Origin of the sequence: Clostridioides sp. ES-S-0048-02 (assembly GCF_020658495.1) — a bacterium.
GTDB lineage: Bacteria > Bacillota > Clostridia > Peptostreptococcales > Peptostreptococcaceae > Clostridioides.
Window position 1 is genome coordinate 1 of record NZ_JACVWH010000033.1, and the last position, 15,362, is coordinate 15,362.

The window sequence follows — 15,362 nt, forward strand, 5'->3', positions numbered from 1 at the left end:
CATGCACAATAATTCATTTAAGAGTTTAATTTCAGCCTTACATGATGATGAAGTTTTAGATAGTAAAAGCTTAGATAAGTTAGAAGAGTATTTTAAAAATTTAGAAGAAGATGATATTGATGAATAAAATAAGTGGTGTCCATTTGATTGGATACCACTTATTTCAATTGTTATAGATGTTTTACTTATTCGGACTAAATCATAATATCCTAATGGAGCAGGTAAAAGTACTTTAATGAAACTTTTGACTTCAAGAATACTTCAAACTTCAGGTAAGATTTTAGTAAATGGTAAACCCCTTAAACAGAATGAAACAGATTTAAAAAGTAAATTAGGATATTTACCACAAGAATTTAGTTTGTATGATGAGTTGACAGTGTATCAATTTCTTGAGTACATGTCAGTTTTAAAAGGTATTAATAAGAACACAAAAAAGATAATAGAAGAAGTTATTAGTCAAACTAATTTATTAGAAAAGAGAAATTCAAAGATTAAAACCCTATCAGGTGGTCAAAAACAGAGAGTTGGAATAGCTCAAGCAATAGTGGGAAATCCAGAGTTATTAATACTAGATGAACCTACAGTCGGACTAGATCCTGAGGAGAGAATAAACTTCCGTAATTTATTTTCAAAAAACTCAAGAGATAAGATTGTAATATTGTCCACACATATTATAGAAGATGTTCAGTCTGTATGTAATAGATTGATAGTAATAAATAAAGGAAATGTGCTATTTGATGGAAGTTCTGAAGAGTTAATTAAAAAAGCGGAGAGACATGTTGGAGTTTATGAAGATAAAAATGGAAAAATACATAGCAATAAAACAAGCAAATTTAAAGTTACATCAAGTATTCTTACTACAACAGGGACTTCATATCGTATTGTAAGTCATAAGCTTCCAGAATTTGCGATACCTATAGAGCCATCATTAGAGGATGCGTATATGTTTTTAATATCTGAGGAGGAGATAAAGTAATGCAATCAATTAAATTTATCAAAGATGAGATAAAGAGGCTCTTTAGCTCAAAGATTACATGGACTTTCATAGTAGTAATAGCACTGATACCAGGTCTATCAATAATAATGTATGAAAATCCTGGATTATTGCCCCAAGGTAGTTCAGGACAATCACTTAGTTTGAGTATACCTGTTTTACTTAATCCAGCAAAGTTAGGGGCTTTAATAGGTACAGTTTTATTCTCAATGTTTACAATATATGAGATGGATAGTATTTATAGAAACAAAACCAATGGTATCATAGAAACTATTATGGATGCTAAAAGTTTAAATTTAGCTAGAGTGATTTCTATTCTTGTATCAACTATAGTATCTGTAATAATTTCGATGATTATATGTTTTCCATATTCTATCATTAATATGAGTGATAATTTTAGTTTAAGTACTTATCTTATAAACTATTTAGTTTTAATGTTACCAGCCTTATTATTTGGTATTTTACTTTCAGCAGGATTTTATTCTATAACAAGACGTATTGATTTAAGTATGATTATACTCCTTGTTCTAGTATTTTTATCTATAAATATAAAAGATAGTTATCTTATTGATTGGGTACAGACAAAAGTTACTATTTATTCTGATAGCTTTGGGAATACTTTGCAATTAAAAGCTTTATGTTGGAATAGACTACTTTGGAGTTTTATATCAATATCAACGTATTTATTAGGTGTGATATGCACAAGAAAATATGAAAAAAATGTTTTTTCATCTATACTAATTAATATGAAAAAGGTATCACTATCAATTTTAACTATAGTATTAATTGCAGGTTCTTATAGTGTATATGCATTTGAACCATATTATGATGATACTCCTCCACCTAAAATGGAAAAGGTATCAGATAAGAAGTCTGGCTCAGGTGCTGTTATGTCTACTGGTGCTGATGAAAAGCTAAATAAGAATATAAAATTACTTGATTCAGATCTTGATATAAAAATAAATCCTAAAAAGGCAAGATTAGATGGCAAAATACAATACACTATGGAAAATACTAGTGGAGAAAATCAAAACTTGGAATTTGATTTAAATCCTGGATACGATATTAAAGATATTAAGATAAATGGTAAGAAAGCTAAATATGATATTTCTAAGAAGAAACAAGCAGAAGGAAGACTTAGTTTGAATATACCTAAAGAAAAAAATCTTAAAATTGAAATTGAGTATGGAGGGAAATTAATAAACAATCAACTATTTGAAACTATTCTTGCAGGAGATACAATAAGTAAAGATAAGGTTGAGTTACGTAGTAAAGGTTCAATATTTCCAAAACCTAAAGTTGATGCTATGAATACAATGGAATCGATGATTCATGGTAATATAACTCTACCTACTGGAATAACACCTGTAGTAAGTGGAATCAGTACAGAAAAGGTAAAAGGTGATAAAAAGGATAATGAATGTACATGGAAATTTAGCACAAGAGGAATAATGTTGACTATAATAGCTGCAGACTATGTAAAAAAAGATATAAAAGCAGGTGGGATTGATGTGCAATTTTACTATAATAGAAAGCATGGAGATAAAATAAATAAAATGAATGCAGAGAAAATTATAAAAGATTCTATCAATTTCTATACAAAACAATATGGAGAACTAGAACGTTATAAAGTTATTCCGCTTAAGCTAGTAGAAGGAGGAGCCTCATCAGGACAGGTAACTGGAGGAAAAGCACATGAGAATATAAGTTATATGGATGAAAGTATTTTCAACCCAGATGTATTTGATACTCACATAGGAGAGGGAGAAAATGGATCTGAAGTTTTGGCTCATGAAATATGCCACCAGTGGTGGGGGATTATAGTACAAGTTGACCAAATGACACCTCCTTGGTCACCAGAAGGAATAACAAATTATGCAACTAATAAGTTCATGGAATACGAGTATGGAAAAGAGTATAGTAAAAAAACTATAGATAATTGGAAAGAAGAAAATGATAAGCTTAAGAGAAATTTCTATATGAATAATCCGCAGTATTTGGAAAAATTGCCTGAAAATTATGTATTCAATATTTTATCACCTAATTCTATGAGACTTCTATATAACAAAATGCCATTACAAATTTTGAAGGCAGAAGAGATTTTAGGACAAGATAAGTTTGAAGCTATTCTTAAAGACTTATATAACAAGTATAAGTACAATATATTAAAATATGATGATTTCTTAAAGGCTTGTAATCTTACAGGGGAGGAATTGAATTTTGAATAATTTAAAAATAATAAAATATGAAATGAAGAGATTGTTATTCTCTAAGGTATATTTGGTTTTAATATTAATAACAGGATGGTTCTCCTACCATGTCCTTAAGACAAAGACAATCTATGGTTTAAACGACACAGCACCATTTTCAGAGTGGAGTTATTCTGGTTTTTTACTTGATGTAAATCCATTTTTACTAGTTATAGTTCTTGTGTTTTGCACGTACATCTTTTCAAAGAGAGAAGAAGCTGTAAGGACAATTACTATGAGCACTAAGATAAAACCTACAACATATTTTTGCTTAAAAAGTGTTACAATAGCAGTTGCGTATCTTCTAACAGTTGCAGTTGTAATTGCAATAAGTTTTATTTTTTACAATAGATTATTTCAATTTAATGATTTTAGTCAATTTATAAAACCTATAATTCTAATTTTAATACCATCTGTGTTATTTATATCAGGTATGGGCATGTTTATTGGTAATATAAATGGAAACTTTCTATATATTTTTATTCCAATAATATTTCTTATAACAAATTCTGGTACACTATCTATTATATCTGGTAAAAATCTAGTGAACTCTATACTAGAGAGTAAAGTTGCAGACACGATGGGTAATCTTGCATTTGATATTCCACAGAGATTTGTAATAAGTAGAATAGCTTTGGTGATTATAGGTATAGGCTTAATAGTTATTGTATGCAAAGCATACAATAAAACTAAAATTAAAGCTTAGAAGGGTATTACAAAGAGTAATTTAGTTAAACTTCATAAAAATTGTAGCATTCTTATTTAAGGATTAAGAGTAATGTGTATAAATTAAAGTTTAGAAATAAAACTGACTATGAAAAACACAATATAATTATTAAAATTAAATACAACTAGAAATAAATCAAAGATAATCTAAAAGAGTATGTTTTAATCTATGATTTCATGGATTTTAGTACATACTCTTTTTATTGAGTATATGAATTAAGTAAGTTATGTACAATAAAAATTTTTATTATAATTCTACAGAAGGTTCCTCAATTAATTTTCCACATACATATCTATGAATAATATTTCTGTCATCACCAACATAGATAAATCTTTCAAGTCTTTCAAGTATAGAGTAGCTGTCATGATTTAAATCTGAATCATCAATAATTAATGCATCAAAATCATAATTTTCTTCAAAGCTACCAACTTTTCCAAAAAAACTTCCTCCACTTTTAGTTGCAATATAAAAAGCCTCAGATAACGATAGGAAATTACATTTCTTATTAGAATTTACCCAGTATAATTTAGATAGCTGGATTGCAGATACTATTGCTTTAAATATTGACAATGTATGACCACCACTTATATCTGAACCAAGAGCTAGTTTAATATTATTATCAAGTAATTTTCTAATAGGCATGGCTCCACTACCAACATTAAAATTAGAAGCAGGACAATGAACAGCCATAACCTCATTTTCTTTCATTAAATCTATTTCTTCTTGAGAGCAGTGAATACAATGAGCCATTAATGTAGCTGTTTGACCAAATAAATTGTATCTATTGTAGGCATCTCCGTAAAATTTAGATTCAGGTTCTAAACTTTTAACCCATTCAATTTCATCATGGTTTTCAGATAAATGTGATTGTATAGGAACATTATACTTTAAACATAAATCTCCTAATTCCCTTAAGAGATTACTTGTACAACTAGGTATAAATCTAGGAGTTATAATTGGTTTTACAATAGAATTTATGTCACTGTATTTGTTTATTATTTCTTCTGTATCGTTGATAGAATCCTCAGTATTTTCTAGTAGAGTGTCAGGACAATTCATGTTCATATTTACTTTACCAACATATGCTCCAAGACCAGCTTCTTTAAAAATATCCATAAGTTTCATAGATGCTTCTTTATGTACTGTTGCAAATACAGCTATTCTAGTAGTACCTGATTTCCATACTTCTTTTACAAATTTTTTATACATCTTTGTAGCATATTCTATATCTATATACTTTGATTCTTCTGGGAATGTATAAGTTTCAAGCCATGGTATAAGTTCCTTGTCCATAGCCATGCCTAAATTTCTAAACTGAGGTGCATGGCAATGAAGGTCGTTCATACCAGGTATTATAAGTTTATCAGTATAGTCTATGATTTCTGAGTTTTTATATTCTTTAGGTATATCTTTAAAGACACCTTTTACTTTGCCTTTGTTTAGTATAATGTAGCTATTTTCAAATACTGTGAAAGTATCTGAAGTCTTTGTAAAAATTATATTTCCTTTTATTGCTTTTAACATATAGCTCTCCTTAGTTTTAAATTTGTTAGCTTTAATATATAAGTAAATATATAGGGTTTATTAATTAAAATTTTACCCTATGTATTATATCAAATCTGAGTTATAAATACTATTAAATAATAATAAATATTATTGAATTTGAGAGGATGAAAATAATGAAACAATACGAATGTATTGGTAAAGGAAATACATCTAAAATTTATGATTATGGAGAGAATAAAATAATAAAATTATATAAAAGTGAAATTTCAAAGGATTCTTACATTAGGGAATTTTGTATTACAAAAAATATATTAGGAATTAATAAGATTATAATATATGACAAAATGAACAAGATTTATCATATATTATAATCATGTTAGAGACATCTATTGGTAGGAGTATTCTCTTTATAAGTGGATTAAAAAAATATTAGGTACATTACTTAACAGTTTTTAAAATCGATTTAAATGAATCTTTTTTATGACATAAATTGTACAATATACAATTTCCTTTTATTGTATTTCATTAATTTAATTTTAGTACTATATTTCACTATAAGCATTAAATTTTAAGGAATAAATTGGAATAATGCATTTAAAATATGATTAGTAAAATTAGTTTAAGACTATTATCTATCTTATGGGTTTATATTCCATTTTAGATTCTTCATCAGTTCTCTCAATTTTAAAAATGACAGGACGAATTCCATCATTACAGGAGCATATAGCCACTCCTTCTTTATCTATCCAATCTCCATAGTAAAATTTTTCACTACCATGAGACAAAGCAAATACATATTGATACATTGCTTTCCATGCTTCGTCACATAATTTTTCAGGTTTAGCAAAATCTCCAAAAAATACTTCTCCTACTTTATGCATAGGGCATTTTCCAATACCTTTACATCCATACTCATCTGCTAAATCTTTATGGAATGTTGTTTTTATTACTTCTATTTTACATTTTTTCATGAAAGTCATCTCCTCATAATTTGTAACTTTTATTTATATAAGTATATGTGCTATCTTATATTTAAACAAGTATTTACTTTTAAGTAAGGTACTAACATTTAGGATAGTATCTTTATTATAGGATGGTGATTAAATGAGTATGAAAAACTATAATACATCTGATTTAACTAATATAACTTCTACACCATTTGGATATACTCTTTCAATTATTGGAGGAAAATGGAAGATGATTATAATGTTTTGGTTAGTCGAGTATGATGTATTACGTTATGGAGAACTTAAAAGATGTATTGGTTCAATAACTGATAAGATTCTCAATAATCAGTTAAAAGAATTGGAACGAGATGGTATTATCATACGCAAAGAATATCCTCAAATTCCTCCTAAAGTTGAATATTCACTTTCCAAAAGGGGATTGTCATTAATGCCTATTTTAGAAGAAATGTGTAAATGGGGTGAAAATAATAAACTCAATTTATAAAATAAAAGCCCAGTAAAGATTTTGCTGGGCTTTTATTTTATAAATTAGAAATGCTAAAGTTAATTTACAGGTATATAATTTTCTGTGATTAATACTTTGAAAATCACTAATTAAAATCTTTATTAGTGATATTTTTTAATATAAATTAAATAAAAAAATAAAAAATATATCTAAATAAAATGATTATTTTTCTTGAATTTTTTATATAAATATGGAAATTTGTCTAGTTATACATTTTTATTGACCAGTTACGCAATTGATATTGAATATTCTAAATATTGATGTTACTTTATATATGATTTAAGTATAATAGGGGGATATTTTATAAATATGATTTGCGTTATAGATAGATAAAATTTGGAGTAGTAAAAACTTAGATTCATATTTGATGAAATTGTAGAATATGTGTATAGAATGATTCTTGTGTTTCAAGAGAATATAAAGGATGTAATTTGTATAGTTGTTTTATTTTATAGTATATACTTTTAAATTATATAGTGAAAAAGTAAAGATGTACTCCCAATACATCTTTACTTTAAAATAAGTTATAGTTACTTGAAAAGTATAAAAAATTATATAGTTATTTAAGGTAGAAAATCTAAAAAGGTTTTTCTAGAAAATGAAACTTAATTTTAATTATATCTACTTACTAACAATAAAACTTGATATAAACAAGATTCAACTACAGTTTCTCCATATTCTGATATAAAATCATCTAATTGTGTATCTATAAAATTACAATAATCATATGAACTACTTATATAAGCAGTCAATATATGTGTACATCTGTCTATTTCTCCAATAAACATATTATCCATCCCCCTAAAAACTTTAGTAAAAATAAAAAAATTATATATGTGCTAATTTGTTAACATAACTTACAAAGAATTTTTTAGTACTTATCACTATAACTTTATTACTAAATTTTTCTAGTTTTACCAATTTAGCTTTTATTCTACAAGTTAATAATACTAGAATATGATTTATTATTCAACATGCTTGTTTTAGATTAAAAAATATTATAAAATTATATTTATTTTTTGAAGAATAAACTCTGACAATAAACTGATAAGGTTTACATGAATAGATTGAATTAAAGGTTTATATATTTGAATTAATTAGATTCAAAGTAGAGGATAAACTAAAAAAGTATTCAGGATATATTATTAAAATGAATGTAAGAATAAATAAAGTGAAATGCTAGAATATTAAAATTAACAATAATATAAAAAATAAAATTTATTGTTAGTAAGAACTTTAAGATAGATATTTTAAAACAGATATAAAAACTAATTGATTTACTTATAGATATTTAAAAGATATAAAGAGCTTGTAGATAACTCTTTATATCTTTTTTGTTATGATAAAAAATTTTAAGAGACAACAAAAAAGATAAGAGCATATCTATAACACATATATATGTTCTTTTATAAAAATAAATAAAACAATGCAATTAAATTTGGTTAAACTATATTATTTATATGTAATATCTTGATTATTAATAATAAAGTTTTTATATTAAAAAATTCCTTTTAAATATAAAATGCATTTTAAGTCACTATTTGATAATTTTTCCGCAATATGGGCAATAAGTACTATTCTTTACAAGTTCCATTCTTGAATCTAAATAATGATTACAATTTGGGCAACGATAAAATTTCCAATCAATAAAAATACCAACAAGTACAAAAATAATTGATACTATATAATTTTCTATAAAAAAGATAAATGCTGCTCCAATAATAAACATAGCCATAGATGTTAAGAAGATTATTTTTAATTTTGTATAAATATCTATACTTTTCATACAATCACCAACTTATCTTAGATTTAATCCTATTAATAAAAGTATAGCAAGTTTATTATAAAAAATGTAAACTAAAAAATTACAATAAAAATAAGTAGCGAATAAAACTAAACACATAATTTAAGTTTTATTTAAGGTTAGAATTATATTGATATAAGATTTAAGTTTTATTATGTATATAAATAAAAAGAAATTAAAAAGACTTAGGAGGAAATGTATATTGATAAGTTGGGAAATAAAGAAATTGATTAAATCTAAGAGCATGTTGATATCTTTAGGGATATTAATATTCATATTATTAATCAGTATATTTGTTAAACCTGTTTTAGAAACAGAAGATTATTATATTGATGAGAAAAAAGGTCATATAGAATATACAAGTAATAGAACAGATATAGCTAATGATAAATTTCAAAAAAAACTTGATATTTTAAAACAACTTTCAAATCAAACATATAGTGATAAATTTTCTAAAAAGATTAAATCCATGTCAAAAGAAAAACTTGATAATCTAAATGTTGATGAATATAAAAATGTTGACTTTTGGAAGGTATTTAATTATAGAGCCACAAATTCACTTATAAATATAGGGATGTTGATTGTCATAATCATAACTGTATCAAATCTTTATACAGATGAAGTAACTTCTTCAGTAAAAGATATTATACTATCATCAAAAGAGAAGGAAAAGGCATTAAAATCTAAAATAGTTATTGCTATATTTATACCATTAGTAATTTATTTTGTTTATTTAATCTGGATATTTATTATGACCTGCATACAACAAGGATTACCAATTAATGGTGACTTAGAATCGTTTAGGATAGTAGACAATATAGCTACATTAAAAGCAAATTCAAATATAACCAATTATGTAATATCAAATATAGCTATAGATATTTTAATGTTTGAAGGATGGGCAATGATAGCTATGTTAGGTTCTTTTATTAGCAAATCTTCAATATCATCAGTAGGTTTTCTTATTTTAAGTATAGCTGTAGCTAAAGTGATGTCAGTAGTTCACATATTACCTAAAGGATTGCTTTCGATTATTTCAACGGTAAATTACTATGATTTAATATTTGGATTTAATAAAATAATAGGAAATTATTTAGGTGATATTAGAATATTTAAAATGAATATAGATATTGTCAATCTATCAATAGGACTTTTAGTAGTAATATTTTTAGGTATAATGACTTTGTGTTTCTCAGTAATAAAGTCAAAGTATATAAATAGATAAAAGGGGAATTAAAATGAATAAATTAGAAGTTAAAAATATTTCAAAGATATATGGAAAAAAAGTAGTAAATGATAAAATTACAGTTACATTAGAAAATGGAGTTTATGGTCTTTTAGGACCAAATGGAGCAGGAAAATCCACTCTAATGAAACAAATAACCACACTAATAAAACCTGAGAGTGGGCAAATACTTTACAATGGTAAGGATATATTTAATATGGATGATGATTATAGAAATATTTTAGGATATTTACCACAAGAATTTGGAGTATATAAAAACTTTACAGCTAGACAATTTTTACAATATATAGGAGCGTTGAAAGGTCTAAAAGGTAGAAATTTAAATTGTAGGATAGATGAATTGTTAGAGCTAGTAGGTCTTTATGATGTCAGAAATAAGGCTATAGGAAAATTCTCTGGAGGTATGAAAAGAAGAGTTGGCATAGCACAAGTTTTATTAAACAATCCTAAAATAATAGTACTTGATGAACCAACAGCAGGCCTTGACCCACAAGAAAGAGCGAGGTTTAGAAATCTAATAGCAAAAATATCAAGGGATAAGATAATAATTCTTTCTACTCATATAATTTCAGATATAGAATCAGTTGCAAAAGAAACAATAATGATTAAAAATGGTAAACTTCTTATGAAAGGAACACATAAAGAAATATTAAATCATATGCAAGATAAAGTTTATAATATTCAAGTTGAAGATGAGTGTGATATTGATGAGATTCAATCTAAATATAAAGTTATAAGTATTCAAAGTGATGTTAATTCAATAGTAATTAGAGTTGTGTCAGAAAATACTCCAACTGAAGCTAATGCACAACTAGTTCAAGCAAAATTTGAGGATGTATATATGCTTTACTTTGATTTAGAAGATGCAAAGGAGATATAACAGATATGATAAATTTAGTTAAAGCAGAAATAATAAAAGCCTTAAAATTAAAAAGTGTTTGGATGCTTTGGATATTTTTACTATTATTTGGGTTTGTATTGATTAGAAAATTTAATGTTTTTGACACATATTCAGATATATTTTATAAGATAGAGGGTTCTATACCTTTAATAGGGTTGATAATGTTTATAATAACTTCTGGAAACTATACAAAAGAATATGATTCTAATATGACAAGTCTAATAAATACAACTAAAAATGGGAAAAAGTCAGTAGTAGTATCAAAAATAATAGCTAATGGATTGACTTTGACCATGATTAACATTTCTTTTGTATTATTGGTTGGGATTAGAGGATTTAGTTTTTTTGAATTTAAAAATTTGAATGAACCAATTAAGAACTTATGGTATTTTAGTAATAGTAATTTAAATCTTACCGTAATACAAATGTACTTGATTGTTATAGTATCAGTCATTTTTGGTTCTTTCATATTTGCACAAATAGGACTAGCACTTTCTTCAATATTTAAATCAGCTGTAATGCCTTTCATATTAGGAGGCTTAATTATGGCTGTTCCATACTTTATTACAGGCTTTATACCAGATAATGCTATAAAATTTGTTTCTATTACTCCAAACTGGATTATGATGAGTCAACAAATTGTTAAGTATAATGTACCAAATACTTTAATAGGTTTATCTATATTAATCTCAATCATATTGATAATAATATTAACTAAAATAACATATAAAAATTTTACATCAAGTAAAAGGTTTTAATTAAGAATAAAAAAGAACAATGATTTTGTTTATATATTGACTTGATTTAAAATAATATAAATGAAGCTTAGAGAAGATATATGTTAATATATAGATAAATTATCATAGGAGGTTATTTATGGAAAATAGCATTTTAGTAATAGATGATGAGGTAGAAATTTTAAAACTCTTAGAAACTGTATTTAAGAAAGAAGGTCTTAACAATGTGTATACTGCAAAAACAAGAAAGGAAGGATTGGAAGTATTTAAAAAATATAATCCCAACTTAATCATTCTGGACATTATGTTGCCAGATGGTGAAGGGTACGATATTTGTAAAGAAATAAGAAAAAACTCTAATGTACCAATCATATTTTTATCAGCTAAGACGGAAGAGTTAGATAAATTACTTGGACTAGCAATTGGAGGCGATGATTATGTTACAAAGCCTTTTAGTCCTAAAGAAGTCGCTTTTAGGGCAAAAGCTCATCTAAGAAGACTAAATTATTTTAATGAAGAACAAAATGAAAGCATAAACTCAGATAATAAAGAAAAGATTATATCATTTGGTCCATATAAATTAAATGAAAGTAGAGCAGAACTCATAAAAGATGGTAAGTCTATTGCATTATCTGCAAAATAATTAAAAATATTGTCTTTATTTGCACACAATCAAAATCAAATTATAAGTAAAGAAAAGTTATGGGATAAAGTATGGGGTGAAGATTATATTGGATTTGATAATACTATAATGGTTCATATTAGAAAGATTAGAGAAAAATTAGAAGATAATCCTTCAAAGCCAGAATATATCCTTACGATAAAAGGACTTGGATATAAATTAGCAGTAAAGGAAGATTAGAATATGAAGTGGAAGATTACTAGAAACTTTATGTTTACAATCGTATTTGTAGTTATATCAGTGGTTATTATAAATATTGCGTCTATTTTATATGTGATTTCGACTAATAATTTTTTTAATGTTGTAGGTTCTAAAAACAGTCCTGAAGAGTTTGCTCGTTCTTTTGAAAAAGATCTATATGAAAAAAATGGAGAGTTCAAGTTATCAAAAGCTGGCATTGACAAATTAAAAAAATCACATTCTTGGGTACAAGTTTTAAATGACTCAGGAGAAGAATTGTATGGAGTAAATGTGCCAACGAATACTCCAAAAAAATATACTCCTTTTCAAATGGTTAATAACTACAAATATATAGAAACAGAGTATACTAATTTTGTTTTAGAAAAATATTTAGGCAACAAACATCTAAATATAATAATAGGTATGCCTAGTAGAGATGTATCGAGAATAATTTTAACTTATTCTCAAGATAATGCTAAAGCAATTTTAAATAAAATTATCACTTTGACATTGATAATTGATGGGATGGTAGCTTTAAGCATAGGATACTTATTTAGTAGAAAACTTACAAAGCCAATATCCAATGTAATATGGAGTATTGAAACTATGGCTAACGGAAATTATAGTTTATATCTTAAAAACAGGGGAATATATGAAGAAGTTTTTGAAAATATCAATATGTTGGCTGATACATTGAGGGTAAACGAAGCAGAGAGAAAAGAAAATGAAGAGATGCGAGAGGAATGGTTAGCTAATATAACACATGATATAAATACACCACTGGCTTCTATACAAGGATATGCAGAGATAATCAATGATAAAGATTATGAATTTGTGGAAGAGGAATTACGAGAATATACAGAGATTATATACAATAAGTCCAAGTATATAAAAAATTTGGTTGATGATTTAAATTTATCAACTCGATTAAAAAATAATAGCTTAGTTTTGAACAAGAAGAAAATAAATTTAGTTAGTTTGGTTAGAAATATAATAATAGATATTCTAAATGACAATAGATATAAAAATAGAAATATTGAGTTTGTAAGTTATGAAGATTTAATTGAAGTATATGTAGATTCAATTTTATTTAGAAGAGCTATAACAAATCTTATATTTAATTCAATAGTGCATAATAAAGAAGAAACTCTGATAAAAATAGAAATAGTAAAAAAAGATACTATAGAAATTATAATAAAAGATAGTGGAGTAGGAATAAGTAAAAATGATTTAAAGCATATTTTTGAAAAATATTATAGAGGTACTAATACAGGTGAATTACATAAAGGCTCTGGTCTTGGAATGGCTATTTCTAAAGAGATAATAGAGATTCATAAAGGTAGTATTTATGTGAATAGTGAAATAGGAATAGGAACAGAAGTCGTCATAAAAATAAATCAGAAGTAGGAGATATGATATGGATTTTCTTAAAAAAGGTTTCAATGGATTTACTATTAAAATATTAGCACTGGTATTTATGACATTTGACCATATAGCAGCTTTTATGCCACAAACAATGCATATACCAGTTTGGTTTCATTGGTTAGGTAGAATATCAGCACCATTGTTTACGTTTATGGTAGTAGAAGGGTTTTGTCATACAAGCAACAAAAAAAAGTATATTGCTAGATTATATGTAGGGGCTATCATTATGGCAATAGGGAATCAAATAATTAATACTGCTTTCCAAAATCCAGAAGGTTCAATAATTATGAATAATATTTTTGCAACATTATTTTTGGTAGTAATTTATTTACAGGCTATAGAATTTATAAAGAAATTTAGAGCAGAAAAAGAAAAAAAGTATCTTGTGAGAGGGCTTTTGATGATAAGTGTTCCTATAATTTTAGGAATCGTTATATTAACTTTACTTTTTAGCTCAGTGGATAAAGTACTTATGTTTATTATGATTTTTGTACCAGTACCATTTTTGGTAGAAGGGGGACCAATTTTGATTGCACTGGGGATTATTTTTTATTTATGTAGAGGAAAGAAGTTTAGTTTAAGTATTTGTTATTTTTTGATGTGTATATTTATATTTGTAGCCATAGCAGGAGGAGATTATAGCTTGAAAAAATCTCTTCTAGAAAATTACCAATGGATGATGATTGCGTCACTTCCTTTTATGTTGCTTTATAATGGAGAAAAAGGTAAGAGTATGAAATATTTGTTTTATTTATACTATCCAATACATATATATATATTGTATATTTTAGGAGTGTATTTGATAAAAATCTAAGAATATAGAAGACATTGATAAGTATGGTTATTAATAACTTTCTATATTTCATACAAATGTCTATGGTCAATATATCCTACTTATTAATGACTGGCATGTTAAATAATTATGGAGTTGCTGTCTCAGCAGTATCTGGAATTGGATTGAAGATAAATACTTTTGCCGGGATGCTATGTTGGGCAGTTGGTCAAGCTGTCATTATTAAGCTTGGTTGTAACATTTATTTCCATTGTTTTTGTACAAATATTTGCAGAACCAATAGTTGTATTTTGTGGGTCTAAAAATCAAGCAGTTATTAGAGAGGGAATTGTGTATCTTAGAATTTATTGTTTAATTAACAGTTTGATTTATGCAGTAATGTATATTTATGATTCATTTGTAACTGGTATAGGTTTTACTAGTCTAGCTATGTTTAATGCATTGTTAGATTCTGTAGTTATTAGACTATCCCTTAGTTATACACTAGGAACTATTTTAGAATATGGATTTATAGGCGTTTATTTGAGACTGTAAATTAATTTGTGCTTTTAAAGATAATTTCTACTTTATAGCAACAATTATTTATTTACTATTAATATTTCCCAATATATGAATTTTATTCTAATAAATTGTAAAAAATATATA

General features: G+C 26.0%; 16 protein-coding genes and 1 pseudogene. 13 read left to right on the forward strand and 4 right to left on the reverse strand.

The annotated features are described in order from the left end of the window. Positions 1-220: 220 nt before the first annotated feature. The 3 genes and pseudogenes from IC173_RS19545 to IC173_RS19555 all read left to right on the forward strand — a co-directional run. A pseudogene (locus IC173_RS19545) lies at positions 221-976 on the forward strand (ATP-binding cassette domain-containing protein); the annotation flags it as partial. After that, entirely contained in the window at positions 976-3,222 is a 2,247-nt protein-coding gene (locus IC173_RS19550; RefSeq protein ID WP_227856150.1) for a M1 family aminopeptidase, read from the forward strand. The pseudogene IC173_RS19545 and the gene IC173_RS19550, both read left to right, overlap by 1 nt. Then, positions 3,215-3,949, forward strand: a complete 735-nt coding sequence (locus IC173_RS19555; protein WP_227433139.1) for a hypothetical protein — start codon at positions 3,215-3,217, stop codon at positions 3,947-3,949. Before IC173_RS19550 ends, IC173_RS19555 begins: the two co-directional genes overlap by 8 nt. Positions 3,950-4,216: 267 nt before the next feature. Here IC173_RS19555 and IC173_RS19560 read toward each other — a convergent pair whose 3' ends face one another. Further along, positions 4,217-5,494, reverse strand: a complete 1,278-nt coding sequence (locus IC173_RS19560; protein WP_227856151.1) for an amidohydrolase family protein — start codon at positions 5,492-5,494, stop codon at positions 4,217-4,219. A gap of 155 nt (positions 5,495-5,649) precedes the next feature. On the opposite strand from IC173_RS19560, the gene IC173_RS19565 reads away from it, so the two are divergent. Next, entirely contained in the window at positions 5,650-5,847 is a 198-nt protein-coding gene (locus IC173_RS19565; protein WP_227433145.1) for a hypothetical protein, read from the forward strand. Between the two features lie 261 nt (positions 5,848-6,108). On the opposite strand, the gene IC173_RS19570 is transcribed toward IC173_RS19565, so the two are convergent. Continuing rightward, on the reverse strand, positions 6,109-6,447 hold the full coding sequence (locus tag IC173_RS19570) for a TIGR04076 family protein (protein WP_227433146.1): 339 nt from the start codon (positions 6,445-6,447) through the stop codon (positions 6,109-6,111). Between the two features lie 139 nt (positions 6,448-6,586). On the opposite strand from IC173_RS19570, the gene IC173_RS19575 reads away from it, so the two are divergent. Beyond that, positions 6,587-6,928 carry a winged helix-turn-helix transcriptional regulator gene (locus IC173_RS19575; protein WP_227433313.1) on the forward strand — a complete coding sequence of 114 codons (342 nt, stop codon included), beginning with the start codon at positions 6,587-6,589 and terminating at the stop codon, positions 6,926-6,928. Between the two features lie 632 nt (positions 6,929-7,560). Here IC173_RS19575 and IC173_RS19580 read toward each other — a convergent pair. Beyond that, the gene (locus IC173_RS19580; protein WP_227433148.1) at positions 7,561-7,737 is read right to left on the reverse strand and encodes a hypothetical protein; all 177 of its coding nucleotides are present in this window, start codon (positions 7,735-7,737) and stop codon (positions 7,561-7,563) included. Positions 7,738-8,486: 749 nt separating this feature from the next. Continuing rightward, positions 8,487-8,735, reverse strand: a complete 249-nt coding sequence (locus tag IC173_RS19585) for a hypothetical protein (RefSeq protein ID WP_227433149.1) — start codon at positions 8,733-8,735, stop codon at positions 8,487-8,489. A 220-nt stretch (positions 8,736-8,955) separates the two neighbouring features. Here IC173_RS19585 and IC173_RS19590 point away from each other — a divergent pair, with 220 nt between their 5' ends. The 8 genes from IC173_RS19590 to IC173_RS19620 all read left to right on the forward strand — a co-directional run bounded on the left by IC173_RS19590 (position 8,956) and on the right by IC173_RS19620 (position 15,251). Continuing rightward, positions 8,956-9,978, forward strand: a complete 1,023-nt coding sequence (locus IC173_RS19590; RefSeq protein WP_227433150.1) for a hypothetical protein — start codon at positions 8,956-8,958, stop codon at positions 9,976-9,978. Positions 9,979-9,991: 13 nt separating this feature from the next. Then, a complete protein-coding gene (locus IC173_RS19595; protein WP_227834495.1) occupies positions 9,992-10,879 on the forward strand; it encodes an ABC transporter ATP-binding protein in 888 nt (295 codons plus the stop codon). 5 nt (positions 10,880-10,884) lie between these two features. Continuing rightward, the gene (locus IC173_RS19600; protein ID WP_227856152.1) at positions 10,885-11,658 is read left to right on the forward strand and encodes an ABC transporter permease; all 774 of its coding nucleotides are present in this window, start codon (positions 10,885-10,887) and stop codon (positions 11,656-11,658) included. A 118-nt stretch (positions 11,659-11,776) separates the two neighbouring features. Beyond that, complete coding sequence (locus IC173_RS19605; RefSeq protein WP_413927561.1) at positions 11,777-12,280, forward strand: response regulator transcription factor; 504 nt, start codon at positions 11,777-11,779, stop codon at positions 12,278-12,280. A 9-nt stretch (positions 12,281-12,289) separates the two neighbouring features. Beyond that, positions 12,290-12,499: a winged helix-turn-helix domain-containing protein gene (locus IC173_RS21075; protein ID WP_413927562.1), complete on the forward strand. Its 210-nt coding sequence runs from the start codon at positions 12,290-12,292 to the stop codon at positions 12,497-12,499. A 3-nt stretch (positions 12,500-12,502) separates the two neighbouring features. Next, complete coding sequence (locus IC173_RS19610; RefSeq protein ID WP_227856153.1) at positions 12,503-13,906, forward strand: sensor histidine kinase; 1,404 nt, start codon at positions 12,503-12,505, stop codon at positions 13,904-13,906. A gap of 10 nt (positions 13,907-13,916) precedes the next feature. Then, a complete protein-coding gene (locus IC173_RS19615; RefSeq protein ID WP_227483253.1) occupies positions 13,917-14,738 on the forward strand; it encodes a TraX family protein in 822 nt (273 codons plus the stop codon). A gap of 159 nt (positions 14,739-14,897) precedes the next feature. Further along, positions 14,898-15,251, forward strand: a complete 354-nt coding sequence (locus IC173_RS19620) for a hypothetical protein (RefSeq protein WP_227856154.1) — start codon at positions 14,898-14,900, stop codon at positions 15,249-15,251. Positions 15,252-15,362: the final 111 nt, after the last annotated feature.